Here is a 24,205-nt window from a genome sequence, read left to right on the forward strand (position 1 = left end):
AAATTTTTAAAATTTAACTGCCTGTTTTCACTTCTCGTTTTTGGAAGACAATTAAGGCAATGGCCAAGAAAATAGCCCAATAGATGACTAGGACGATTAATGAGAATCCTAGAGACATACCTTCGATAAGAGTAACCTGTTCCATAAAGTATTGGGATGGATCGTTTGCAAATAACAAATATTTTGACCAATCAAAGAAGAGCATTAAAATACCTGTAACTGATCCACCCACAATATAAGCTAACACACTAATGGCAATGGAGATGGCTTCACTTCTAAATACTGTAGAAATGGCGAACGAAAGGGTTCCCAAAACGACAAACATTGCACAATGAGCAAGATAATAATAGATCATATTTGCAAACTGCGAACGTTCAATCACTTCACCATTGTGATACACCAAATTCACATAATCAGTGCTAAGTCCAAAGAAAATAGCACCCAATATGAAGGACAAGATAAATAGCACCACAACAAGTAAAAGAGCATACAGCTGTACTGTAATATATTTAGATATTAGGATCTTTAGCCTTGATGGTGGACGAATCAATAATAATTTGATTGTACCATGCTTGTATTCAGCCGACACAATAGTGGAAGCAATAATGATCACAAACACACCTACTAGCTGAAGTAAATTGGCGTTTGTTTTCACATAATCCCATACACTGTGGCTAAACTGATCAGCTGGCGGCAAGTTATGCTTGATTCGATAATCATTAATAGCGATCTCTTTTTCAAGGTTTCTTTTAAAGAAACCAGTCTCTGTTTCTTTGAGCTCTTTCTTGTTTTCCGTATTCATCATTTCTAGCTGGGTTTTCCATTCACCTGAAGCTTGATCTTTGTCATTTGTTTTCACTACAAAGATCAGTGTAGCAATCATACCTAAAACAAGAAGTCCAACCATAATCCAAGTTCCAACACGATAACTGATCTTCATCCACTCGTTTTGAATGAGGCGTATCATACGTCTGCCTCCTTTTTACCTGTTAAGCTTAAGAACTTATCTTCTAAGGTTTGTTTTTCTATTTTGATTTCGTACAAATGAATGGACGCGCCGCTCAAATGACGAATCAATTCCGGCATTTTCTCTTCTGGCAAGGAGAAGAATAAATACTGCTCCTCTTCTCTTACAGTCGTGCCTTCCTCAAATGCGCCGATGAGCTTCTGCGCTTCTGCCAGCTCACCAGATGCGACCTTCATTCGGTAATTGACCAAATCGTCTTGATTCGTCTCTGCACGCTGATCCTCAATCGCAATCAGCTTTCCTTTTTGGATAATCGCAAAACGATCACACATCAGTTCCATTTCTGACATGAGGTGACTTGAAACAATGACAGCTAGCCCTTCTTCCTTTGCAAGCCTTCTCAAGTAATCTCGTATCATGCGAATTCCCTCTGGATCAAGTCCATTGGTCGGCTCATCTAATATCAGTAGTTTCGGTCTATGTATAAGTGCTTGCGCAATGCCTAAACGCTGCTTCATGCCTAATGAAAACGTTCGGACACGCTTATGTTTCACGTGCTGTAAGCTGACCAGCTCTAGCAGCTCATCAATTCGCCCTTCATCCACTTTCCCATTCATTCTGGCAAAGTGAACAAGATTTTGTCTTGCCGTTAAATGATTATACATTTCTGGGTTTTCAATAATGGCACCAACATCTTGGATGGCATGCTGATATGAGGATTGAATACTATGGCCATTAATCAGAATGTCACCAGATGTAATTGGAGAAAGACCGACCATCATACGAATGGTTGTTGTTTTCCCTGCGCCGTTTGGTCCTAAGAAGCCAAAGACTTCGCCCGCTTGGACAGAAAAGCTCAAGTCTTGAACGATCTTTTTCCCGTGAATATGCCTAGATACATTATGCAGTTCTAAAACGTTCGTCACGTTACCTCTCCTTCTTTGTCTAAGTATCATCTATCATCTTATTCCCTGATAAACACCATGATCCGTTAAAAATAGAAGAACACTTCCATATGGTACAGCAATGCCCAAAAGTTGTGAAGGGGATTAGGGAAAATTTAGAGAATCCTCTGCCTTTTTTAAGGTAGGGTTAAGAAAACAACAATTTTTTATGTGAAAAGAGGCTTGATTTTTTAAAAATGAACCTTTTTCAACAGGTATATATGTATGGAATTTTTTTAAGATTATTCCTTTCACCTATAAATAAAGAAATGAAAAAGAGGCCTCTACTGACAGCCTCCTTTCGTTATTATACCTTTTTCACAAACTCTGATTTTAACTTCATTGCGCCAAAGCTAGGAATTTTACAATCAATGTTATGATCGCCTTCCACTAAACGAATGCCTTTGACCTTCGTTCCTATTTTTAAAACGGAAGAAGAGCCTTTTACTTTTAAATCTTTAATGACAGTGACCGTATCCCCATCACTTAATAGATTTCCATTCGCATCTTTGACCACAAGCTGCTCCTCTGCCGCTTGTTCTTGTTCAAGTGACCATTCATGCGCACATTCAGGACAAACCAGCAGACTGCCATCCTCATAAGTATACGTTGAACTGCATGAAGGACAATTTGGTAGATTAGACATTTGTGTTTCCTCCAACTTTCTATAGCATTTCATACAATTTTACCACATTTCTATAGAAAGAATGTGATAGAAAAGGAAACATTTTTCATCGTTTACTTATTTCTTCCAATTGATATAGCAGCCGCAATATTTCGAGCGGTTCTTTCTACATGAATAGCCCCATCTCTCATTGCCTCAGAAAGAGAAGTTACACCTGGAACGATACTAAAAAGTGCATCAATGCCATGCTCATGTACGACAGCACTGTCTTTTGAGAGGGAGCCCGCGATACCAATCACAGGCAGGTGATACTGCTTTGCTGCTTTGGCTACACCGATTGGGGTTTTTCCATAAATGGTCTGCTGGTCAATTCGGCCTTCCCCAGTAATGACTAGGTCTGCCTCCTTGATGACATCATCAAACTGAACAGCCTTCAGCACAATGTCAATTCCTCTTTGCAAATCGGCGTGTAAAAAGCCTAATAAACTCGCACCAAGCCCTCCTGCCGCTCCTGCCCCCGCTGCATCTTCAAAGGATACAGTAAACTGCTTTTCTGCTATGTGAGCAAAATGAGCTAAATTCTTGTCTAACACTTGAACCATTTCTTCATCTGCACCTTTTTGAGGACCAAATACGACAGACGCTCCTCTCTTACCTGTTAAAGGATTATCCACATCACAGGCTGCCTCCAGCCGAACGGATTGCAGTCTTGGGTCAAGTCCAGATAGATCAATAGAAGCTAGTTGATGAAGGGCTCCACCGCCTGGCGATAGCTCCTGTCCTACTTGATCAAGAAAAGCCGCACCTAATCCTTGCATCATCCCAACGCCGCCATCATTTGTTGCACTTCCGCCAAGCCCAATGATGACATGCTTTGCTCCTTGATCTAGTGCCGCAATCATTAATTCCCCAGTTCCTTTCGATGTCGTAAATAACGGATTGCGTTTTTCTTGCGGAACAAGGTGTAACCCAGAGGCTGCGGCCATCTCTATAACGGCCGTCTCACCGTCTCCTAACATGCCAAAAAAGGCATCGACAGGGTCACCAAGCGGGCCTGTGACTACTTGATTGATCATGTACCCGCCGGTCGCATCAACTAGTGATTGAACAGTTCCCTCTCCTCCATCTGCCATGGGAAGTTTAATATATTCAGCGTCTGGCAAAATCGCATGAAATCCTCGTTCGATGGCACATGCTACCTCATATGCAGATAAACTTTCTTTAAATGAATCTGGTGCAATCACAATTTTCATCCTAAAGCCCCTCGTTTCTTATCAAATGCCATCAGCCAAACAACTGAAAAACGCCGAAAATAATGGTCGATACGACAGTTAATGTCAAACCAATTAACGATTCAAAAGGCATGAGTTTCAACCGCTCTTTGATGTCCATTTGAACACTTCCTGCTGTTGCATGAAAAAAGCTCCCATGCGGCATATGATCAAGCACAGTTGCACCAGCATGAATCATGGCTGCTCCTGAAAGAGCCGATACACCAAGCCCAATGAGTGTACCGCTAAATACGCCACTCGCTACCGCCGTTCCTGCTGTTGTCGAAGCAGTGGCGGCTGACATAAATATCCCTGAAGCTGGTGCAAGTAAATACGGTGGTAATCCCGAAGCATCGAGTGCTTGAATAAACACATCTTTTAAGGAAGAATTTGATACAATTCCTGCTAGTGTGCCTGTCCCTAATAACATAATCGCTACACCCGACATTTTATGAAGCCCCGACATCGCATAATCATTGAGAAACTTCCCTTTTTTCATGAAAAGAGCGCCTATAATGCCTCCGATCGGTAAGGCGATCATTGGGTCTATATTGATTTGAAAAAGCGGTCTTAAAGCCAACAATAAAATGGTGACAAGTGGACCCGCAAGTGCTTGAAAAAAAGCTGGCACTTCACCTTTGCTTAACGAGGTTTCCTCTTCAAGAACAGGTGTCCCTTTTTTTGCAAGCTTTTTAGCTAACACATATGTAACAGCCAATCCAAACACAGCCGGAATGACACCCGCAGCCATCATTGAAGTAAGCGGTACACCAAAAACATCAGAAGCGGCAATGGCATTTGGATTCGGTGACATGATATTCCCTGCCTTCCCGCCTCCAATCATGGCGAGTAAAATCCCCGTTTTTGACAGCTTTGCCCGTTTCGCAATGGCAAGTGCGATAGGCGCTACCGTGATAACAGCTACATCTACAAAAACACCCACTGTTGTTAAAATCATGGTTGCCAGTGCAATTGCTAATAACGCCCTCGCCTCTCCAAGCTTCTTCACGATCGCCTCGGCGATAGATAAAGCTGCACCCGACTCAATTAAAACGCCAGCCAGTACACCTGCCGCCATAATTCTGAGGACAGCTGGAATCATATCCTTAGCGCCTTCCATCATGACGTTGACGGTCTGAACAATATCTACACCGCCTACCAAGCCGCCTATGAAAGCACCTGCCAGCATGCCATATGCAGGTGATACTTTTTTTAGAATAAGAACAATCGCAACCACAAGTGCCGTCATGGCTCCTAGTGTACTTACTGTCACATCTCCACTCATTTTCGATCCCCCCAAAATGTCTTTCTTTAATTGTAAGCGTTTACTAACTGGGATCGGGTTATGAATCTAGATGAACTTTTTTCATTTATTCCTTTATTCAATTGTGCATATGCACAATTAAGATAGTTGACTCATCAACTGCGCCATATAAAGCTCCATCAACTGTTTCACATGACGGGGATCTTTTCCAGTCAAAGCTTGTATTTTATCTAAACGATATCGCAATGTATTCCTGTGAATAAATAAACGATCAACAATTCTTTGTAAATCACCGCCTTCTTTAATGTAAATTCTTAATGTGTGGGCAAGCTCCGCTTCTTGTATTATTGGCTTGTAAAAGTCAACCCAACTACTGTTTTCTTCAACAGCTCCTGCAGTAATCAATAGCCTTTCCAGCTGATAAGATTCAAAAAAATAAATACTTTCCTTCGGATCAAGAGCCTTCCCCAACCTCAAGGAATCTCTTGCGTGCTCAAAGGACAATGACAGCTGGCTTATGTCGGCGGCGACAGTCCCTATCCCCACCAGCACCTGGCCTCCTACTGCTTTTTCCATTGTTCTTTGCAGCTGCCCAACCACATGCTTTAAAAAATGATCAGAAATCGGCTGCCTTAAAAGAACCAATTCATGACGAAAGGTCATGCCAAGCAAATCATCCACATTCTTATCGTATTGAATCGCATGAATCATTTTATGCACAGCGTCTTCTGAGGATGGAACTGGCTGAAAAATGATGGCCATTCGGCGTTTATCTAAATCCATTCCCAGCCATGCAGCTCGGTTCTTTAGCTGATGATCACCAACGTCCGAATCAGAAATTAACTGATTGACAATTTCACTCTCTATTCGCTGCCGCCACTGAACTCGTTCAAGCAGAAAAGACTGCTCTAACACCAGCTCAGCCGCCATTTTCACCAGCTCGGCATGATGCCGAATGTCCTCTGGCTCACCAGTAATGCCAATCACACCAACTACTTGTTCACGAAAGCAAATAGGCAAATTGATTCCTGGTCTCACTCCTTCTAAGTGTAAGGACGCCTCGTGGTCAATTTCCATACTGTCCCCGCTTGTCAGAACAAGTCGTGCACCATCATGTTTCTGACCAATCCTGTTTCGTTCACCAGAACCAATGATGACACCATCCGCATTCATCACATTGATGTTTTTATCTAAAATACGCATCGTACGTTCAACCATTTCTTGTGCCAATTCAGTGGTTAAAAATTGCATGAGGCATCTCTCCTGAAGGTATTTTCATTCAATGTATCATAGTGTCATTGCACAATAAATGCAAAGTGTTTAAAAATGAGGCATTGACAAAGATACATTGAAAAGTGTTTAATCAAATCAAGAGACCGACCGACAGTCTAGTTAAAAGAAAGGATGGCTTTATGAGAACAGTTAAACATCCTGAAGAACGTAAAAATGACATCTTAAACGCAGCCGAAGAGCTTTTTTCTACCAAAGGCTATCAGCAAACAACGATTATCGACATTCTGAAAGCTGTTGGCATTGCAAAAGGCACTTTTTATTATTACTTTTCATCCAAAGAAGAAGTGATGGATGCCATTATTGACAGGATTATCAAAGCAGATATCATCGTGGCGAAGCGTATTGCGGCTGAGCCAGACCTTCCAGTCGTCGACAAACTATTTCGCATTATCATGGCGCAATCGCCTCAGCAAGGAAGCAATAAACAGGGCATGATTGAACAATTCCATCAGCCTTCTAATGCAGAGATGCACCAAAAAAGCTTAATCAAAGCGATTAAAGAACTATCACCCGTTTTAGCTGATGTCATTCAGCAAGGGGTGGAAGAAGGGACATTCAAAACAAAGTACCCGCAAGAAACGGTGGAATTCCTTCTTGCTTCTGCACAGGTCATATTTGATGAGGGCCTTTTTCAATGGACAGCCGAAGAGAGTATGCAGCGCGCGCTAGCTTTTATCGATATCCTCGAATCCTCATTACATGCAGAAAAGGGGAGCTTCTCCTTTCTTCTGAAACGTTTATCTGGAGAACTTGATGAACATAATCAGTGATTGGTCACTTCAATACCAATCCTGCATACACTATAGACTGACGGTCGGTCTAGAAGGAGAGTGATACCCATGGCTTTATTATCTAAAAGAGGTTCATCCCACTTTATTTACCTCGTGCTTGGACAGATTATTTCCGTTTTTGGGTCTTCCTTAATTCGGTTTGTTTTATCTTTACACGTGCTGGATATGACTCAGCGTGTTGACTTATATGCCTTACTATTCGCTTTATCCAATGTCCCGCTCCTTCTTTCCCCCTTAGCAGGCGCAATCGCTGACCGGTTTAACAGAAGGAACTTGATGATTTTATTTGATGTTCTCACCGGCATCATGATTCTGGCTTTTTATTTTTGGTTATTCTCAGGCAATGATTCACTCTTTATGATCGGAGCGGTAATGGTGCTTCTTGGTGTGATGAGTACGTTCTATGCTCCCGCTGTGATGTCGAGCATTCCACAGTTAGTAAAACAGGAACAATTAGAACAAGCAAACGGGATCGTCAATGGCGTGCAGGCACTTTCAGGTGTTCTCGCTCCTATTATCGGCGGGGTTCTGTACGGACTGATTGGAAGTCAATCCATTATAGGTGCCAGTGCCATCGTGTTTTTTCTATCAGCATGCATGCTTTTACGGTTAAACATATCCTTCTCACCTAGCCCCCTAACGGAAACTATGGGCAAAGTGCTTGTAAAAGATATGAAACAGGGATTTTCCTATATTGGCAATCAGCCATTTTTAAAAAGAGCCATGTTGCTTGCTGCAATGTTAAATTTCATCCTCACGCCCTTTTTTATCGTAGGTGGTCCAATCATTTTAAGGGTCACAATGAAAAGCAGTGACATCATGTATGGTGTAGGCATGGGCTTGATTGAGTTCGCTGTCATCGCAGGAGCTCTGCTAGTTGGACTTGTAGCAAAGCATTGGCGCATCCCTACTTTATATCGCTGGCTGATCGTCATCGCGATCATCTTGCTACCTGTCGCATTCTCTACATCCAATACAGCTCTTCAATTTGGCACTTATCCAGCTTATTTTCTCTTTCTAGCAGGATGTCTTCCGATTGCTATGCTTCTTACAATGATTTCAATCGTTGTGATTTCACATGTTCAAAAGAAAACGCCAAATAGTCAATTAGGAAAAGTGATGGCCAATCTGACAATGGTTTCTCAATGTGCTGCCCCGCTTGGTCAAATGATGTATGGGTTCTTGTTCAATACGTTTTCAACAAACATGTATGTGACAGTACTAATAGTCAGTATTTTCATGTTTGCCCTTGCCTATTTAACAAAAAATATGCTGCAACATGAAGGAGAATCAGCCTCATGAGACTGACGTTTATAAAGAAGGACTTAACCCGCCACCGTCTCATTTCCATCGGTTTAACCATATGCATTATGATGACATCATTTCTAGCAACAAGTGCCGCTCAAATGACAGTACAACTGAATGGTTCCATTTCTAATCTGCTCCATTCAGCCAAGGCACCAGACTTTGTCCAAATGCATGACGGCAGCCTAAAGGAAAAAGATATTGAGGCATTTTCAAGCAAGCAGTCCATGGTAAAAGCACATCAAATCGTCCCAATGATTCCAATTGAACATGCAAATATCAAATTCGGAAACGAACCCGCCAAAGCAGGTGTGATGGATCATTTATTTGTGAAACAAAATCGTTATTTTGATTTTCTTTTAAATGAACAAAATGAAAAGCTCACTGTCAGTAAAGGTGAAGTGGCTGTCCCTATCTATTTTCAGCAAAGATATCATCTCAAAATAGGAGAAACGTTACTGATTGGGAAAGGGTCTAATCAATTCTCTTTCCGTATTAAAGCATTCTTGCGAGATGCACAAATGAACCCCAGTCTTGTTAGTTCGAAAAGATTCCTTCTTCATCACAAGGATTGGGACGCAATGAATCAAGTGTTTCATAAAAAGGAATATTTAATTGAATTTTTACTGCATGATGCCGCGCAGGCAGATGCCTTTCAAGCAATCTACCAGTCATCACAGCTTCCACAACAAGGTCCAGCTGTCACATTACCTTTGCTGCGTATGCTGAACGCATTGACAGATGGAATGGTGATTGCCATTCTCCTACTTGTTTGCATGCTGCTCATCGGTATAGCTCTTCTCTCTCTTCATCTTGCTATGACGGCTTCTATAGAAGAGGACGAACGTGAAATTGGAATATTGAAGGTGCTTGGGATTCCTTTAACAAAAATCAAGCAATTATACGTTGGAAAGTATGCCTTCCTTGCTGGTATAGGGTGTATAGCAGGATATGGGTTAACTCTTATATTTGGTGATATGTTTACAGCCAATATTCAGCGATACATGGGGAATCAGCCTTCTTTTACTTATTGGTTCATCCCGCTTTGTGTTTCTATTGTGATGGCAATGATCATCATTTCTTGCAGCTATACTGTCCTAAGAAAGTTTGGTCGAGTATCAGCCGCTCAAGCACTTCAAGGTAGCGTCATTTCAACGAATGATAAAAAACAAATACCCTTGCATCTCAAGAAAAACAGGTTCATATCAGTCAATATTTGGCTTGGTTTAAAAGATCTGTTATCACGAAAGAAGTTGTACACAACGATTACTTGTATTATGGCCCTTTGTACATTTTTGATGCTGCTGCCTATTCAGCTATGGTACACCTTACAATCGCCGGATTTCATCACATATCTTGGCTCTGGTCAAAGTGACCTTCGAATTGATATACGACAAGGAAATCATCTAGAGGAAAATACTAATAAAATAGAATCAATGATCCGTGAAGATCGAGATATTCATGCATTAGCCATATATGAAACAACTTCTCTTCAGGCAAAATCAAAGGAGAATTCATTAGAAACACTCTATTTAGAAACAGGTAATCTCTCAGCATTTCCTCTCACCTATTTACAAGGGCGACAGCCTTTAAAGAATAAAGAAATTGCCTTATCAGTGCTCAGCTCAGATTCACTTCAGAAAAAGGTTGGAGAAAAAATTACTCTCGTAACAAACGGGCAGGAAATTCAAAAAACTGTGACTGGCATTTATCAGGATGTCACCAACGGCGGGAAAACAGCAAAAGCAATATCACAGCCATTTCCTCAAACAGCTCTTTGGAAAACTATTCAAATCCAACTAAACCAAGGAGTAGAAATTGCGAAGAAAAAGACAGTATTTGAAAAAGAGATATCTCCTGCAAAAGTGACAGATATGAAAGAATACGTTCATCAAACAATCGGCAGCACAGCATCTTTAGTAAAAGTCGTTGCATTTTTTTCTACATTAGCTGCTTTTGGAACCGCCAGTTTGATGTTATTCATGTTTCTGCACATGTTAAAAGCAAAAGATTCAAGCCGAAACCATTTATTACGAACGATTGGATTTTCTAAAAAAGATGTAACAGTACAATATATCACAAGTTTTATAGTCGTTATCTCTTTGGGCACATTTATTGGCACGATCGCTGTCCACACGATTGGGCCAGCTTTAATGAGTGTAGGTGGCGCATCCTTAGGGGCATCAAGCCTACAGTGGCTAGCACCACAATGGGTGTCAGTTGTGTACCCAATCACACTATTGATTATCAGCTTAGCTTTAACTGCTTCGTTATTGAAGACGTTTTTTACTAGTCAAACTACACGTCATACACTTTCATAAGGAGATGTTTCACATGGAACACTTGATTGAAACAAAGCGATTGTCTTTGCAAATTGATTCTTTAAAAGGACAGAAACAAATCATTCTTAAAGATATCCATCTATCGATAAATCCTGGGGAGTTTGTGACCATTATGGGACCTTCCGGATGCGGGAAAACCTCCTTGCTTTATCAGCTTAGCGGGATAGAATCAGCCTCAACAGGAGAGATCAAATATAAAGGCAGTTTATTATCAGAAATGACAGATAAACAGTTAACTGCTCTGCGTTTAACAGATATGGGATTTGTCTTTCAACACAGCCACTTACTAAAAAATCTTACTCTATTTGATAACATCATTGCTGCAGCTTACTTAACAAAGAAAAAGCCAAGAAAAGAAGTGAATGAGCGAGCTAGATATTTAATGGAGAAACTTGATATTGATCATTTAGCAGATAGATATTTGTCAGAAGTATCAGGAGGTCAGCTTCAAAGAGCCTCTATCTGTCGAGCACTTATGAATGAACCAGGCATTCTTTTCGCTGATGAACCAACAGGTGCTCTTAACTCCCATGCAACGAAGGAAGTGATGAATATATTTTCGAAAATCCATTCTGAAGGAGCGACACTACTGCTTGTCACACATGACCCAAAGGTTGCTCTTCGTTCTGAAAGAATCATGTTTATGAATGACGGAGAAATAACGGCTAGCTTACATTTAGGGAGATATGATGATGAGTCAACTGCCGAGAAACGGGAGACCAGATTAAATCAATGGCTTCAAGATTTAGGGTTTTAAGTTGGAATAAAACAGGCAGCCTTTCTGCCTGTTTTACTTTTCCTGGCACTCAAATGAATAATCCATAAACATACTATTAGTCTCTAGTATGATTTTGCCGCCTACTTGTTGACAAGATTCTGTCAGCAATTCGATTTCTTTGCTATAAAAGTATCTCTTTGTCATATACAGAGTCACTAAAACAAGTAACAGCGTCGCCATAATCACTGTGATTTGCCAATCTAAGTTTTTAAATCTTTTTTTCATATCAACATCCTTTCCAACAGACTAATTTTTGTCTGCTTCTATCCGTTTCTATTCCAAATTTGATCTAGCATCATCATAACTGATTTTCTTTAATAGATCGACCTTCCAACTTACCCACCTATTAACTAAAATCTCTTTATTTGTAATATACCAGTGATATTTTTGATCATAATCATAAAATCCATTGTATATATTTCTTTTTTAGACGATTAAAAAAAGATTTTAATCATTTGTATAAACATTCAATCACCATTACAATTTCGTACATCACATGACCATAGGTCCTTTTTATTACCTCTTGGCAATCACCTCACAGAAATGATTATATTCTTCCAAAAATTGTGATATCGTTTTTTAGTGAAACAGGTGAAAGGATCTTAAAGAGGTGAAATTTCATGGCTATCATTTCTGCTGAACAGGTGGGGAACCGTTTAAATGATTGGCGAATTGCGATTCGCAAACATGATGTACAAAGTGCTAACGCAATGTACACAGAATTAAAGCAATTGCTTCAAGAAATGGAAGAGAATCAGGAGGTATTGACTTATTATTCATTGCTAGAAGGCAAGTATAAACTCATGATATATGAACGAAGAGGTAAAAAACTGAATGAACAGACAGAGTTAGATTGCCCCTCTAAAACAAACGACTTAATTGAATACTATTTTTACCTATACAAAGCCCTTTACGCTTCATATAACAGAGACTATGCATCAGCCATTGGACTGTTTAAAATTGCCGAGAAAAAACTGCAAAACATTCCGGATGAAATAGAAGTAGCTGAATTCCATACGAAAATCGCAAACTTATATATGCTACTTCGTCAAAGCCTAATTTCTCTTCACTATATTCAGAATGCTATAGATATTTTCAAAAGTCATGAAGGATATGAAAGAAGATTAGCGACAGCCATTGTCATCGCCGCTGCTAATTATATGGATATTGGCGACTTCACAAGAGCAGAAAACTACTACAAAAAAGCATTACACATCGCTGACAATCTAAATGATCATTTTCTAACTTCACAGCTTTTTCATAATATCAGTATTCTGTATGCCGAAGCTGGAGAATCGAAAAAATGTATCGATGCTCTAGAAAAGGCTCTAAGTGATGAAAACTACCTCTCATCGTGCTATTTCCATCACACCATGTTTATGTTAGTCAAAGAGCTGCTCTCTATTGATGAAAGAACACAAGCTCTCTATTACTTCGAATTGGTCAACCAAAAACACGAATCAGAGAAATGCCCCATCTATACAGCAAAAATGAATTTGCTTTACCATCTATATTTTACTGAGGATATGTCTCAAAAAGCTCAAGCCTGTTTCGAGGAAATCAGCATTCTAAAAGAATTAAAGGATGCTGAAGGTGCCTGTGAATTAAGTGCACTAGCTGCAAAACACTTTGAAGATTTAGGTGCCATTCATCAAGCCTATCTCTTTTTGAAGGAAGCCTATCACATGAACCATCCTATATTTGAATGGAGGAATTCTAATGAAAAAAATGAGTTTATTGATCCTTGCTTTAACCATCGTTGTTTTCGGACAAACAGTGTCTTTCAATTCGTTAAATGAGACGAATCCTGGCACAACAGAACGACCTATCGGAACTTAATATAAAAATTGATCACAGCAAAGAACCACTTGCCTGATCACAAGGCAAGTGGTTCCACCATTATTTTAATTGCTGATAAGATATGAGGCGGTGTATATGTACCGCAAGATAAGTAAGCTCATCATTAGGAATGACGATACTATGCACCTGTTTAATATAATCTTTGATTTTAAAAGCAACATCCATCGCCTGAGGATACAAGTGTGCAATTTGTTCAAACAACTCATTTTCTTGATCCGACAGTAATTTATTTGCATACAACCTCTCTACAAAGAACTTCACATGTGTAATGAACCGACTGTAATGAATATTCTCTTGGTCCATTTTCATATTCAATGTATAGCGCACAAGATTGACAATGCTCCCGATCATTTTGGCATATTTCATGCTATCTTTTGAATCGGATTCTTCACCTAATGCATTGATTAGGTGAAAGGCGATATTGGCAGCTTCTTCTTTTGGTAATTGTATGCCCAATGTATCATTGACTAACTCAAGAGCGTACTTCCCTACTTCAAATTCTTCAGTATAGTAATTTTTGATTTCCCAGTACACGCGATTCGTAATATTAATATTCTTTTTATGTCGTTCAACAGCAAAATTCAAATGATCCATTAAGGTAAAATAAACGCCTGAATTTAGATTTGAATTTAACCGTTTTTCTGCATATTGGACGATGCGCTGAGTTAAATCGATAAACTCTTGAGGCATAGAATCTAGCAATTGAAGAAATTCTTTTGCTCTCATGTTATCGACTGACATAAAGACTTGGTCCGCTTTTTTCTCTTCTATCATTTGACCCGGTTTCTGTCCATAGCCAATCCCACGGCCAAACAAAACCATCTCCTGTTGGTTCTGATCTTCAGCCAGGACCACACTCGAGTTTAAAACTTTTTTGATTTTAAACATCGTCATCACCTGTTTTCATGATTGTGGTGTTCAATCAAGCGCTTCACCATTTGTCTCAATGACTTTTTGGTACCAATAAAATGAGTCTTTTCGAGATCGTTTTAATGTTCCGTTCCCATCATCATCTTGATCTACGTGAATAAAGCCATAGCGTTTTGACATTTGTGATGTACCTGCACTAATAATATCAATGGAGCCCCAACTCGTATATCCAAAGAGATCGACGCCCTCTTCAATCGCTTCTCTCATCTGACGGAAATGCTCTTTAAAATAGTTAATCCGATAGTCGTCATGGATAGAGCCATCACTTTCAACTTTATCCTTTGCACCCATTCCATTTTCGACAATGATAAGAGGTTTTTGATAGCGATCATACAGTTCGATTAAAGAAATTTTCAGACCAACCGGATCAATTTGCCAGCCCCAGTCAGTTGAAGGCAGATAAGGGTTTTTGACTCCTCGAATCGTATTTCCTTCTGTCTGTTCTAACCCTTCTTGAGCTGATTCAGTTAAAGACATATAGTAGCTAAATGAGATGAAATCGACTGTGTTTTCTTTTAGAATGTTGAGATCATCTGCTTCCATTTGAATATGAATATTTTTTCTCTCAAGCATCCGTGTAATCAGTGCCGGATATTCGCCAAACACCTGAACATCTGCATAGAAATAGTTTTCTAAGTTTTGTTTTAAGGCTTGTTCCACATCATTCGGGTGACACGTATGCGGATACGTTGTCAATTTTGTCAGCATACACCCAACTTGGCTGCCTGGAATAATACGATGGCAATCAGCTGTTACAAGAGCAGATGCAACAAATTGATGATGAAGCGCTTGATACACCGTCTCTTCTACTTTACCTTCTGGGCAACGATCAGGAATAATTCCTGCTGTAATAAACGAGTGGCGGTGAATACTATCAATTTCATTAAAGGTGAGCCAATATTTCACATCATGTTGATAACGTTCGAAACAAACATTGGCGAACTTCACAAAGAGATCGACCACTTTTCTTTCCACCCAGCCATTATATTTCACACTAAGGGCTAAAGGCATTTCATAATGAGAGAGTGTCACAATCGGTTCTATATTGAGTTTTTTCATTTCGGCAAATACACAATCATAGAATTGCAGCCCTTTTTCATTTGGTTCAGCTTCTTCTCCAGTAGGGAAGATCCGACTCCACGCAATAGAAATGCGAAGTGTTTTAAAGCCCATTTCAGCAAATAGAGCCAAATCCTCTTTATAGTGGTGATAGAAATCAACCCCTCTTCGTTTAGGGTACTTTTTATCGTCTGGGTCTTTTATTGCACGATCTATATTTTCAGAAGTCACAGCAAGATGTCCTTCATAATCTTCTACACTTAAATTGGAACGATACATTGCAATATCTGCAACTGATGGTCCCTTTCCATCTATATTCCAAGCGCCTTCTGCCTGGTTGGCGGCAATTGCGCCGCCCCATAAAAACCCTTTTGGAAAACCTTTAATTGTTGTCATATGTTTAGCCTCCTAATTGTGTGACAACCATCAATGTATCTTGACGATTGACCTCTTGTAATGGCTGTACCTTTATATCATATTGATCTGTATTTGTGATGACAGCAAGTGTAACTGGATCATAACCTGCAGCTATAATTTTTTCTACATCAAATTCAATCAGTAAATCTCCTGCTTGAACACGTTCTCCTGCCTGCACTTTTGGATGAAAATACTGTCCTTGCAGTTGAACGGTATCAATGCCAATGTGGAATAGTACTTCAACCCCTTGGTCCGTTTTCATACCAAGTGCATGATTTGTTTCGAACAGCATGGTCACCTCACCATCTACTGGTGCGTAAAGCGCTCCTTCTGAAGGGACAATGGCAATTCCGTCTCCCATGACCTTTGAAGAGAAAATATCATCTTTTACTTCAGATAGAGAGATCATTTGACCAATCACAGGACTTTTGAATGTTTCACCTGCTCCAATTTGTTCAGCAAATGCCGCTTGATCATTTGTCTTTTCTTCTACTGTTTTATCCTTACCTAATACAAAAGCAGCGATAAAGGCGACAATAAAGGAAATGACTGCTCCAATGACTGCAAACATTAGATTTCGTGGGAGCTCATCTGATATAAACATCGACATACTTGCTAATCCAGGGCCAACAAGTACAAAGGCTTGTATACCAACTAATCCAATGAAGATCCCGCCAACAAACGAACCAATCATGACACTTCCAAGGACTCGCTTATTTTGAAGTGTCACACCATACAAAGCAGGCTCTGTGATACCAAAAAATGCTGAAATCCCTGCCGAAATGGCTGTTGATCTGAGTACCTTGTCTTTTGTGCGTAGTGCTACAGCGAAACACGCTCCACTTTCCGCAATATTATGCGCAAGTGATGCTGGCAAATAAAGTGCTTCTTTCCCAAGGGTACCCATCGTTGTGACTGCATAAGGGACCATCGCTTTGTGCATACCTGATGCGACCATGAATGGAAGGACTGCTGCTAAAATCGCGACAGCTACCCATCCTACTGTATTAAACATTGCAAGAATGATGGATGAAAAACCTTGTCCTGCTGTAAAACCAATCGGTCCTAATAGAAGTAATGTAACTGGTACAGTAATGACTAATGACATCATTGGAACAAAGAAAATCCGAATTGGTTTTGGTGAAAATCGTGTAAAGAATTTTTCCATTTGAGCGTACAGCAATACAGAAAGGATTGCTGGGAACACTTGATACGCATAAGCTATATTTTTCACGTCGAATGACAGCAATTGCGCACCTTCAGTAAGCATAGCCGTCATGTTCGGAAGAAGAAGCGCACCGACTGCTGATAATGCGACCAATGGGTTTACCTTTAGTTTATTCGCCGTCGTTACAGCGACTAGTAAAGGCAGGAAGTAAAGAGGTGCGTCCCCTACCATGTTCAATATTTGATAGGTTTGACCCTTTGCATCCATCCAGCCTAATAGAGAGAAAAGGAGAAGAAATGATTTTAAAATCCCTCCGCCTGCGATAGCTGGAACAAGCGGCTGGAAGACACCGACAATGAAATCTAACAGAACTGTGCCTATTTTTCTTTTTTCTTTTGGCTGATTAGATGGCACGACTTGCCCCGATGAGCTGCTGCCCATTAGTCTTGTTACCTCTTGATACACTTCAATCACGTCATTCCCAATCACCACTTGGCATTGTCCTGACATTCTGACAGCTATGACACCTGGTGTTTTTTCTAGTGCTTGTACATCTGCTTTTTTCTGATCAATTAGTGTGAAGCGAAGTCTTGTGGAACAGTGCTCAAGATGCGCAATGTTTTCTTTACCACCAACATGCTTTAAAACGTCTTTGGCAACCTGTGTGTAATCCATTGTTTCTCCCCCTTTTCTCATACATGAGACCTATATTTTGGCAATAAAAAAAGGACCTAAAACGACAAATTAAAGAAACTCATCGTTTTTAGATCCTGCCTGCATGACCAGTCACATGTCTAATTTATTTATATTGGATTTGTTTTTAGTATATATCGATTATATGAAAGCGTCAACATTTATTTTTTTGAAATTTATTAAGGTCTATATACCTAAATTGATTTTCTTTAATTTAATTGAAACAACCTTTCTCGCTTGTTTATACATCGATATCCTTTTATCATCAATAAGAACTATCTCCATGATAAAAAACCAGATAAGTTTACTCATCTGGTTTCCACCATCTATTTTTTTCTTTCTTCCGCCTGCTTTTTGAAAGCATTCGCTTGTTTTTGATATTCCTTTTTCGTGACCGCTTTTAACTCTACGGTACCGCCTGTCATTTTAAATGGAAGTTTGATTGATTTTACATCTCGATCAGTGGAACCTTGAATGATTCCATCTTCAATTGAGGGCTCATAGCCCATAAAAAAATTTCTTCCATCCGTCTCACCCGAAACTTCTAATCTCATTTCTTTATAAGGCTTACACTCTTTTTCAGGAACAGTTGTTATTAGAAGTGAGCCGGTCCATCCAAGCTCAATATGCATCGTTTTCACCTGTAAAAATAGTTGTTTGTCCTTTGCCGTATAGAGAAAACCATAGATCTTCGCCACTTTCTCCTTGAAGTTTCTCATACTATCATAAAACCTATTTTCCGCGGTATCGAATAGATAATCATATCGTTTTTGAATATCTTTATGATATTTATCTAGCTTTCTTTGATTGATTGCCTTATAAATCGTGCTTTTCTTTTCGCCTTGTTTTTTCACTGAAAGGTCTTTACCTGAAAAATGAACTTCGTATACGATCGTTTCTTTACCTTGTGTGACTTTGAATTCATACCCGTTTTCTTTTGAACTGCCGGATAAGACAAATTGTTTTTTATAGATATGCGGATCCCATCTCACTTCTTCTACATACTTTTCATTCAAATGCCCCATTACTTTCCCTTTACTCTCAGATACCTTAAACCAGCTCATTCTATCTTTCGTTTTATACGCAAATGCATAGGAATGGTTCAATGAATTTTTTTGTGCAATTGCTTGATATGCTGTCCAGCTGCCTCCACCAATGACTAGCACTGTTAGGATAGACACGATCCACATTTTCAATTTGCTCATACGTACCTCCTCTGTTAACATGTGTATTTTTTCTCCATTATCATGTCAAAACACAATGAACAAAATCTGTTATCTCTTCACCTCCTTTAGAAAATTTTAAAACCTGCTTGTATTTTCCACTGAATATCAATTATTATATATCTAAATGATATATCTTTTAGATAGGTGTGCTGATATGAAAAAATACAATGATACGACGTATGCGGTTTTAGGTATTTTAACGACAGATTGTAAGTCTGGGTATGAAGTGAAGCAATTAATTGATAAGAGCTTGCATCATTTTTGGAAAATTAGTTATGGACAAATTTATCCAGCTTTAAAGTTAATAGTCGAGGAAGGCCTTGCTGAGGTTTCACCTGCTTCTACGTCAGGTCGCTCCGACAAGCGGGAATATCATTTGACTGAAAAAGGGCTGGAGACGTTAAGAGAGTGGCTGGCAAAGCCTCTCGATCAGTTACCAACGGAACGAAATGAAGTGTTATTAAAGTTATTCTTCGGTCAATATCTTTCGATTGAGAAAAAGCTGGTACTGCTACAGGATTATGAAAGGCAGCTTCGTATCCGTTATGAGACCTATGTTTCGATTGAAGAAAACATTCAAGAGCTTTATCCAGATGAAGCAGATGCGAAGTATTGGCTGTTTACTTTAGATTACGGAAAAAGAGTGGCTCAAGCAGGAATTGATTGGTGCGTGGAAACATCCCACTTGATGAAGAAGGAAGGGTAAATGAATGAAAAAAGACATACGTGCTGGCAGATTTACAACAGAGAATTCTGACTCGATTGTTGTGTTTATTATCGGCATGCGGATCAACAAACGCTGGGCGGTCCATCAATGGATGCCTGTGTTCATGGCGATGCCTGGCATGATCAAAGAGCTGTATACCCATCAAGATGAGCTTGGTTTCCTCGGAACAGAGAATTACTTTGGCTTACGTACGACAGCGATGATCCAATATTGGAAATCAACAGATGACCTTCTGGCTTATGCGAAGATGGAAAAACATTTGGCGGCTTGGAAGAACTTCCATCAGAGGGCTCAGAACAATGACGCAGTGGGTATTTATCATGAAACCTATCAAATTCAAGCCGGCTCGTATGAATCTGTCTATGTGAATATGCCTTCTTATGGACTGAGCCAAGCGAGAGCGCCTATTCCAATTGGTAAAGGAAAACAAACAGCGAAAGAACGGCTGAAAACAACAAATTCCTAGAGAGCGAATCTCTAGGAATTTCTTTTTGCAACGGTCACAAAATGCTTTAATATGCGGGCTGTTAATCCCCAAATGGTGTAGTTTTCATAATCATAAAACCATTCCTCTATCGAACGGCTTCCCCAGCGGTACTTCTCACCATTCATGATTTTTTCATAAGGGAAATCCTCAGCAGGTGTTGGCTGAACGGATACATGATGTAGGTACGGCTCATATTGAATTAGCCATGATAGAGGCACGGTAAAGGTCTCTTCTACTTCTTCTTGATTGAAGGAGTGTTTCACTTTTTGTTCATCAATGATCCCGACATATGGGTAGACCACGAAGGATGGAGACGCAATGTAAGGACTAAGCTGTCCAAGAATCTCCACCGATTCTGGCGGAATGCCCAGCTCTTCATGTGTTTCTCGCAATGCAGCTTCCTGTGCTGTTTCGCTGCCGTCGAGTTTGCCACCAGGGAAGCTAATATCTCCCGGCTGTTTTCTCATGATGAGCGATCGCACCTCAAATAAAATATGCCATTCTCCGTTTACTTGCACCAAAGGGACAAGGACTGCAGCTTTGAACGCTGTTTCTTCTCCAATAAATAACGGTTGAGATTGATGTAAGTCATTTTTTAATTGGTCAATGAACACGGGCATCACCTATTTTCTGTTTCTCTTTCTTTTAGCGTATCATGGTTCACCTTTTGAAGAAAGATGATCTTATCTGACAATTATTTTTATCAAATTGACAACTTTACTTGTCAATTTGAATAACATGTTTTACAATCAAAGAAAGATTCAGATCAAAATTGAGGTGACAGAATGAAAAATCGGCTAAAAGAGCTTCGTGCACGTGATGGTTTGAACCAAACTGAGCTTGCCAAGTGTGCAAAGGTTTCTCGTCAGACCATCAGCTTAATGGAACGCGATGAATTAATGCCGTCTCTCTTGCTCGCTGTTAAGCTTTCACGAATTTTTCAGGAACCCATTGAACGTATTTTTCTATTCGAGGAGGATGAACTATCATGAAAACTGTATACAAACTGCTCTCAGGTGCTCTCCTTGGCTTTCTCGGCGCTTACTGTCTGCTGGCTGCCGAATTTGAAATGACACTTCTTGATATTGCATTCGAAGCGACACTTGTCATCAGTGGATTGACGATTGTATTGATTGTTTATTGTTTTTCAGGGATTTCACGTATGAAGAAAAGAGTATCTCTTTCGGTATCTGGAGATGAAGAGGATGAACTCGAAGCAAAACAGTCTCGTACCTTTAATGATTTGTCTTTATCCAATACGGTAAGTACCATTTTGTCCATTATTGCCATCGGTATAGCCATCGTCACTGAGCAGCCTATTTGGCTGATTCTGGTCAATGCTGGTTTATTTATCGTCACCATTATCAGTTCTTACGTAGCGATATCCGTTCTAAAGCTTGTCTACCCTAATCGCAACCTACCAAGCCCTTCTGACAAAGATTATAGTAAAAAGCTGCTCGCTATTTCTGACGAAGGTGAAAAGCATGTGATGCTTGGCGGACTGTTTCATACGTATCAATTGATGAATATCTTATTGGTCGGTGCCATGTTTATTTTGATTGTGTATTCCCTTGGCTCCAATCACTCTCAGCTGTTCTCAATCATGATGATTGGACTTGTTTTAATCATTTTGAATGCAAATTATATGTTCAGGATTAGAAATCGTTAAATGAACAAAAGCACAGTCAATTGAACTGTGTTTTTTACTTTAATAATTGGCTGAATATTTATTTGAAAAGTATGAGATAAATATACCTACAAAAATCACAGTAAATATATCACCTGTGATATATTCAAAAATAGGAATATAACCCATTATTCCTTTTTCAATATTAACAGTAGGATAATTATATAGTGGTTCTAACCCTTTATATATTATTAAAAGAAGTTCATCTTTAGTAGACTCAATATTATTAAAATACCCAAAAATATCATTATTATAATAATAGAAGGAACCAAAAACAATACCTATTATAATATGAAAAAGCAAATAAACACTAATGAGATTTGCTAAATTGAAAAATGCAGATCTAAAGATATCCATTGTACTTTTTAGAAATAAAAATAAGTATAAAATAGTGAAACAAGTTATTAATGGTATTAACATAATATTAGATATATTCTCTAAAAACACTAGTGTAAGACTAAGTGGATAAATCAGAACAATAAGCAATTTAGTCAGATAAAATAAAACATTAACATCTGAGTTATTGTGTTTATATGTAAGCAATATAGCTAAATATAGAAGGAACACTATTCCCATATAAAAATAAAAATCTTTTAAAGCAAAATGATCTACAAATAAAACAGCAAAAAATAAGAAAACCCCCAGCCAAACAACCCAACTTTTCGGACTGCTTATAAAGAGACACTTCAACATGGCACTCTTTAATAGTCTTTTTAATTCTCTCCACTTTAAAGGGGGTGCAGATTGATTATTTACTTTTTTTATTTGATTGAAATACTTCAAAATTTTTTTATAATATCTTTCAATATAAAATATAATCGGCACTATTACCGGCACTAAGAGAATTATAATAACAATGGCAAGTATAATACCCATAATTATCCTCCTTATTCATAAATTTATCTAAATTTATTACGATCCATAAGAAAAAAAGATTCAAAAAAAAAGCCTATTACGGCTTTTTTCATTAAACAGCACGGCGTTTCTTTCGTGCATAAATCAATAATAAGAAACCAAACCAAACCGGTGTTAACAAGAGCGCCGGGCGTGTTGCATCCGCAAACAGCATGATCACAAGAATGGCAGCAAAAAGGACAAGAACACAAATGTTTACAAAAGGTGTGAACGGTGCTTTAAAAGTAGATGCTGCATGCAGTTCAGGCTTTGTTTTTTTATATTTCAAATGGCAAATTAAAATAATACTCCATACCCAAATGAAACAAATGGCACTGATGGTTGTGACAATACCAAAGGCTTGTTCCGGAATTAACTTGCTTAAGAGAGCACCGACCGATACCACAATTGTTGAAACGAATAGTGCATTACTTGGAACAGCGTGCTTATTCAGACGTCCAAAGGAAGATGGGCCCTGTTTTTGATGACTGAGATTATACAAAATTCGGCTCGTCGAGAACATACCGCTATTACAAGCCGAAGCCGCAGACGTCAAGACAACAAAATTAATGAGCCCAGCTGCTACTGGAATTCCGATCAGCCCAAAGGTTTTTACAAAAGGACTTTCTGATGCACTGAGCTCAGTCCATGGGTTGATACATAGTAAGACAAAAATGGCGCCCACATAGAAAAATAGAATTCTTAATGGAATTTTATTAATCGCAGACGGGATGTTTTTTTGCGGATTGGCTGTTTCTGCTGCAGACACACCGACCAGTTCCACTCCCACATACGCAAAGATGACCATTTGGAATGACAGTAAGAAGCCTGTGACACCATGAGGGAATAATCCGCCGTGTGACCAAAGATTTGTTACCGTCACAGGCCCTGTATCTGTTTGAAAACCAATGATTAAAAGGACAATTCCAACGCCGATCAATAATAGAATCGTAATCACTTTAATGAGTGCGAACCAAAATTCCATTTCTCCGAAAAGCTTCACCGTTAATAAATTAAATCCTAGTAAAATCAACAAACAAATGATGGCAGGAATCCATTGCGGGATATCAAACCAATACTGCACATACACTCCGACAGCAATAACATCCGCCATCGCGGTCATAATCCAGCAAAACCAATACGTCCACCCTGTCACAAAGGATGCCCACGGACCAAGGTAGTCCTCTGCAATATCGGTTAATGACTGATAGCCTGTCTTCGATAAGAGCAGTTCACCAAGTGCCCTCATGACAAAAAAGATCGCCATCCCGACAATTAAATAAGCAAAAATGATCGATGGACCTGCCAATTGAATGGCCTTTCCAGAGCCTAAAAATAGCCCAGTTCCAATGGTTCCGCCAATTGCAATCAACTGAACATGGCGGTTTGATAAATCTCGTTTCAATTCTTGTTGTTCCAATGCTAACGCCCTCCTACGACACGATCTTATACTGAAATAATGAACTCTCAAAAAGTC

General features: G+C 39.3%; 22 protein-coding genes. 9 read left to right on the forward strand and 13 right to left on the reverse strand.

All coding sequences use genetic code 11. From position 1 onward, the window contains the following. Nucleotides 1-13: 13 nt before the first annotated feature. The 6 genes from MKZ05_RS18250 to MKZ05_RS18275 form a co-directional block, all read right to left on the reverse strand. On the reverse strand, nt 14-967 hold the full coding sequence (locus tag MKZ05_RS18250) for an ABC transporter permease (protein WP_050944602.1): 954 nt from the start codon (nt 965-967) through the stop codon (nt 14-16). After that, entirely contained in the window at nt 964-1,893 is a 930-nt protein-coding gene (locus MKZ05_RS18255) for an ABC transporter ATP-binding protein (RefSeq protein WP_080984767.1), read from the reverse strand. The genes MKZ05_RS18250 and MKZ05_RS18255 overlap by 4 nt, the downstream gene beginning before the upstream one ends. A gap of 325 nt (nt 1,894-2,218) precedes the next feature. Further along, nucleotides 2,219-2,557, reverse strand: coding sequence for a zinc ribbon domain-containing protein YjdM (locus tag MKZ05_RS18260; RefSeq protein WP_003215145.1), 339 nt, complete (start codon nt 2,555-2,557; stop codon nt 2,219-2,221). A gap of 92 nt (nt 2,558-2,649) precedes the next feature. Further along, nucleotides 2,650-3,789, reverse strand: coding sequence for a glycerate kinase (locus MKZ05_RS18265; protein WP_253621991.1), 1,140 nt, complete (start codon nt 3,787-3,789; stop codon nt 2,650-2,652). A gap of 31 nt (nt 3,790-3,820) precedes the next feature. Beyond that, a complete protein-coding gene (locus MKZ05_RS18270; RefSeq protein WP_253621990.1) occupies nt 3,821-5,092 on the reverse strand; it encodes a GntP family permease in 1,272 nt (423 codons plus the stop codon). 117 nt (nt 5,093-5,209) lie between these two features. Beyond that, the gene (locus tag MKZ05_RS18275; protein WP_253621989.1) at nt 5,210-6,322 is read right to left on the reverse strand and encodes a sugar diacid recognition domain-containing protein; all 1,113 of its coding nucleotides are present in this window, start codon (nt 6,320-6,322) and stop codon (nt 5,210-5,212) included. Nucleotides 6,323-6,483: 161 nt separating this feature from the next. Here MKZ05_RS18275 and MKZ05_RS18280 point away from each other — a divergent pair, with 161 nt between their 5' ends. The 5 genes from MKZ05_RS18280 (at nt 6,484) to MKZ05_RS18300 (ending at nt 13,379) form a co-directional block, all read left to right on the forward strand. Then, the gene (locus MKZ05_RS18280; protein ID WP_050944607.1) at nt 6,484-7,134 is read left to right on the forward strand and encodes a TetR/AcrR family transcriptional regulator; all 651 of its coding nucleotides are present in this window, start codon (nt 6,484-6,486) and stop codon (nt 7,132-7,134) included. 69 nt (nt 7,135-7,203) lie between these two features. Next, nucleotides 7,204-8,457, forward strand: coding sequence for an MFS transporter (locus MKZ05_RS18285; RefSeq protein WP_253621988.1), 1,254 nt, complete (start codon nt 7,204-7,206; stop codon nt 8,455-8,457). Next, nucleotides 8,454-10,781: an ABC transporter permease gene (locus MKZ05_RS18290; protein WP_253621987.1), complete on the forward strand. Its 2,328-nt coding sequence runs from the start codon at nt 8,454-8,456 to the stop codon at nt 10,779-10,781. The genes MKZ05_RS18285 and MKZ05_RS18290 overlap by 4 nt, the downstream gene beginning before the upstream one ends. 13 nt (nt 10,782-10,794) lie before the next feature. Next, the gene (locus MKZ05_RS18295; RefSeq protein WP_253621986.1) at nt 10,795-11,559 is read left to right on the forward strand and encodes an ABC transporter ATP-binding protein; all 765 of its coding nucleotides are present in this window, start codon (nt 10,795-10,797) and stop codon (nt 11,557-11,559) included. Between the two features lie 641 nt (nt 11,560-12,200). Next, on the forward strand, nt 12,201-13,379 hold the full coding sequence (locus MKZ05_RS18300) for a Rap family tetratricopeptide repeat protein (RefSeq protein ID WP_226804505.1): 1,179 nt from the start codon (nt 12,201-12,203) through the stop codon (nt 13,377-13,379). 100 nt (nt 13,380-13,479) lie between these two features. Here the strand turns inward: MKZ05_RS18300 and MKZ05_RS18305 are convergent, their stop codons facing one another. From MKZ05_RS18305 to MKZ05_RS18320, 4 genes are all read right to left on the reverse strand, one after another. After that, nucleotides 13,480-14,328 (reverse strand): PRD domain-containing protein, encoded by an 849-nt coding sequence (locus tag MKZ05_RS18305; protein ID WP_137054136.1) that lies wholly within the window; start codon nt 14,326-14,328, stop codon nt 13,480-13,482. A gap of 30 nt (nt 14,329-14,358) precedes the next feature. Beyond that, complete coding sequence (locus MKZ05_RS18310; protein WP_339160805.1) at nt 14,359-15,825, reverse strand: glycoside hydrolase family 1 protein; 1,467 nt, start codon at nt 15,823-15,825, stop codon at nt 14,359-14,361. Nucleotides 15,826-15,829: 4 nt separating this feature from the next. Then, nucleotides 15,830-17,689, reverse strand: coding sequence for a beta-glucoside-specific PTS transporter subunit IIABC (locus tag MKZ05_RS18315; RefSeq protein ID WP_050944615.1), 1,860 nt, complete (start codon nt 17,687-17,689; stop codon nt 15,830-15,832). 344 nt (nt 17,690-18,033) lie between these two features. Continuing rightward, nucleotides 18,034-18,912, reverse strand: coding sequence for a hypothetical protein (locus tag MKZ05_RS18320; protein WP_212045755.1), 879 nt, complete (start codon nt 18,910-18,912; stop codon nt 18,034-18,036). Between the two features lie 175 nt (nt 18,913-19,087). On the opposite strand from MKZ05_RS18320, the gene MKZ05_RS18325 reads away from it, so the two are divergent. Further along, the gene (locus MKZ05_RS18325; protein WP_339160808.1) at nt 19,088-19,639 is read left to right on the forward strand and encodes a PadR family transcriptional regulator; all 552 of its coding nucleotides are present in this window, start codon (nt 19,088-19,090) and stop codon (nt 19,637-19,639) included. Between the two features lie 4 nt (nt 19,640-19,643). Then, complete coding sequence (locus MKZ05_RS18330) at nt 19,644-20,126, forward strand: DUF4188 domain-containing protein (protein ID WP_003215117.1); 483 nt, start codon at nt 19,644-19,646, stop codon at nt 20,124-20,126. An 11-nt stretch (nt 20,127-20,137) separates the two neighbouring features. Here the strand turns inward: MKZ05_RS18330 and MKZ05_RS18335 are convergent, their stop codons facing one another. Then, nucleotides 20,138-20,761, reverse strand: coding sequence for a CoA pyrophosphatase (locus MKZ05_RS18335; RefSeq protein ID WP_137054133.1), 624 nt, complete (start codon nt 20,759-20,761; stop codon nt 20,138-20,140). Nucleotides 20,762-20,932: 171 nt separating this feature from the next. Between MKZ05_RS18335 and MKZ05_RS18340 the strand changes: the two genes are divergently transcribed. Next, a complete protein-coding gene (locus MKZ05_RS18340) occupies nt 20,933-21,139 on the forward strand; it encodes a helix-turn-helix transcriptional regulator (protein ID WP_309216110.1) in 207 nt (68 codons plus the stop codon). Further along, the gene (locus tag MKZ05_RS18345) at nt 21,136-21,816 is read left to right on the forward strand and encodes a DUF3169 family protein (protein WP_212045757.1); all 681 of its coding nucleotides are present in this window, start codon (nt 21,136-21,138) and stop codon (nt 21,814-21,816) included. The genes MKZ05_RS18340 and MKZ05_RS18345 overlap by 4 nt, the downstream gene beginning before the upstream one ends. Before the next feature lie 39 nt (nt 21,817-21,855). Here MKZ05_RS18345 and MKZ05_RS18350 read toward each other — a convergent pair whose 3' ends face one another. Both MKZ05_RS18350 and MKZ05_RS18355 read right to left on the reverse strand, forming a co-directional pair. Continuing rightward, nucleotides 21,856-22,710, reverse strand: a complete 855-nt coding sequence (locus MKZ05_RS18350; protein WP_339160813.1) for a hypothetical protein — start codon at nt 22,708-22,710, stop codon at nt 21,856-21,858. A gap of 91 nt (nt 22,711-22,801) precedes the next feature. Continuing rightward, nucleotides 22,802-24,148, reverse strand: a complete 1,347-nt coding sequence (locus tag MKZ05_RS18355) for an amino acid permease (protein ID WP_310026413.1) — start codon at nt 24,146-24,148, stop codon at nt 22,802-22,804. Nucleotides 24,149-24,205: the final 57 nt, after the last annotated feature.

The sequence above is a fragment of the Bacillus sp. FSL M8-0277 genome, assembly GCF_037975305.1.
GTDB lineage: Bacteria > Bacillota > Bacilli > Bacillales > Bacillaceae > Bacillus > Bacillus pumilus.

What these genes read in the sequence shown, in the direction of transcription:
- MKZ05_RS18285 (WP_253621988.1), top strand. Translation starts at nt 7,204, where the DNA reads ATGGCTTTATTATCTAAAAGAGGTTCATCCCACTTTATTTACCTCGTG.
- MKZ05_RS18350 (WP_339160813.1), bottom strand. Translation starts at nt 22,710, where the DNA reads ATGGGTATTATACTTGCCATTGTTATTATAATTCTCTTAGTGCCGGTA.
- MKZ05_RS18275 (WP_253621989.1), bottom strand. Translation starts at nt 6,322, where the DNA reads ATGCAATTTTTAACCACTGAATTGGCACAAGAAATGGTTGAACGTACG.
- MKZ05_RS18260 (WP_003215145.1), bottom strand. Translation starts at nt 2,557, where the DNA reads ATGTCTAATCTACCAAATTGTCCTTCATGCAGTTCAACGTATACTTAT.
- MKZ05_RS18265 (WP_253621991.1), bottom strand. Translation starts at nt 3,789, where the DNA reads ATGAAAATTGTGATTGCACCAGATTCATTTAAAGAAAGTTTATCTGCA.
- MKZ05_RS18300 (WP_226804505.1), top strand. Translation starts at nt 12,201, where the DNA reads ATGGCTATCATTTCTGCTGAACAGGTGGGGAACCGTTTAAATGATTGG.
- MKZ05_RS18315 (WP_050944615.1), bottom strand. Translation starts at nt 17,689, where the DNA reads ATGGATTACACACAGGTTGCCAAAGACGTTTTAAAGCATGTTGGTGGT.
- MKZ05_RS18310 (WP_339160805.1), bottom strand. Translation starts at nt 15,825, where the DNA reads ATGACAACAATTAAAGGTTTTCCAAAAGGGTTTTTATGGGGCGGCGCA.
- MKZ05_RS18320 (WP_212045755.1), bottom strand. Translation starts at nt 18,912, where the DNA reads ATGAGCAAATTGAAAATGTGGATCGTGTCTATCCTAACAGTGCTAGTC.
- MKZ05_RS18330 (WP_003215117.1), top strand. Translation starts at nt 19,644, where the DNA reads ATGAAAAAAGACATACGTGCTGGCAGATTTACAACAGAGAATTCTGAC.
- MKZ05_RS18270 (WP_253621990.1), bottom strand. Translation starts at nt 5,092, where the DNA reads ATGAGTGGAGATGTGACAGTAAGTACACTAGGAGCCATGACGGCACTT.
- MKZ05_RS18345 (WP_212045757.1), top strand. Translation starts at nt 21,136, where the DNA reads ATGAAAACTGTATACAAACTGCTCTCAGGTGCTCTCCTTGGCTTTCTC.
- MKZ05_RS18280 (WP_050944607.1), top strand. Translation starts at nt 6,484, where the DNA reads ATGAGAACAGTTAAACATCCTGAAGAACGTAAAAATGACATCTTAAAC.
- MKZ05_RS18305 (WP_137054136.1), bottom strand. Translation starts at nt 14,328, where the DNA reads ATGTTTAAAATCAAAAAAGTTTTAAACTCGAGTGTGGTCCTGGCTGAA.
- MKZ05_RS18290 (WP_253621987.1), top strand. Translation starts at nt 8,454, where the DNA reads ATGAGACTGACGTTTATAAAGAAGGACTTAACCCGCCACCGTCTCATT.
- MKZ05_RS18295 (WP_253621986.1), top strand. Translation starts at nt 10,795, where the DNA reads ATGGAACACTTGATTGAAACAAAGCGATTGTCTTTGCAAATTGATTCT.
- MKZ05_RS18325 (WP_339160808.1), top strand. Translation starts at nt 19,088, where the DNA reads ATGAAAAAATACAATGATACGACGTATGCGGTTTTAGGTATTTTAACG.
- MKZ05_RS18250 (WP_050944602.1), bottom strand. Translation starts at nt 967, where the DNA reads ATGATACGCCTCATTCAAAACGAGTGGATGAAGATCAGTTATCGTGTT.
- MKZ05_RS18340 (WP_309216110.1), top strand. Translation starts at nt 20,933, where the DNA reads ATGAAAAATCGGCTAAAAGAGCTTCGTGCACGTGATGGTTTGAACCAA.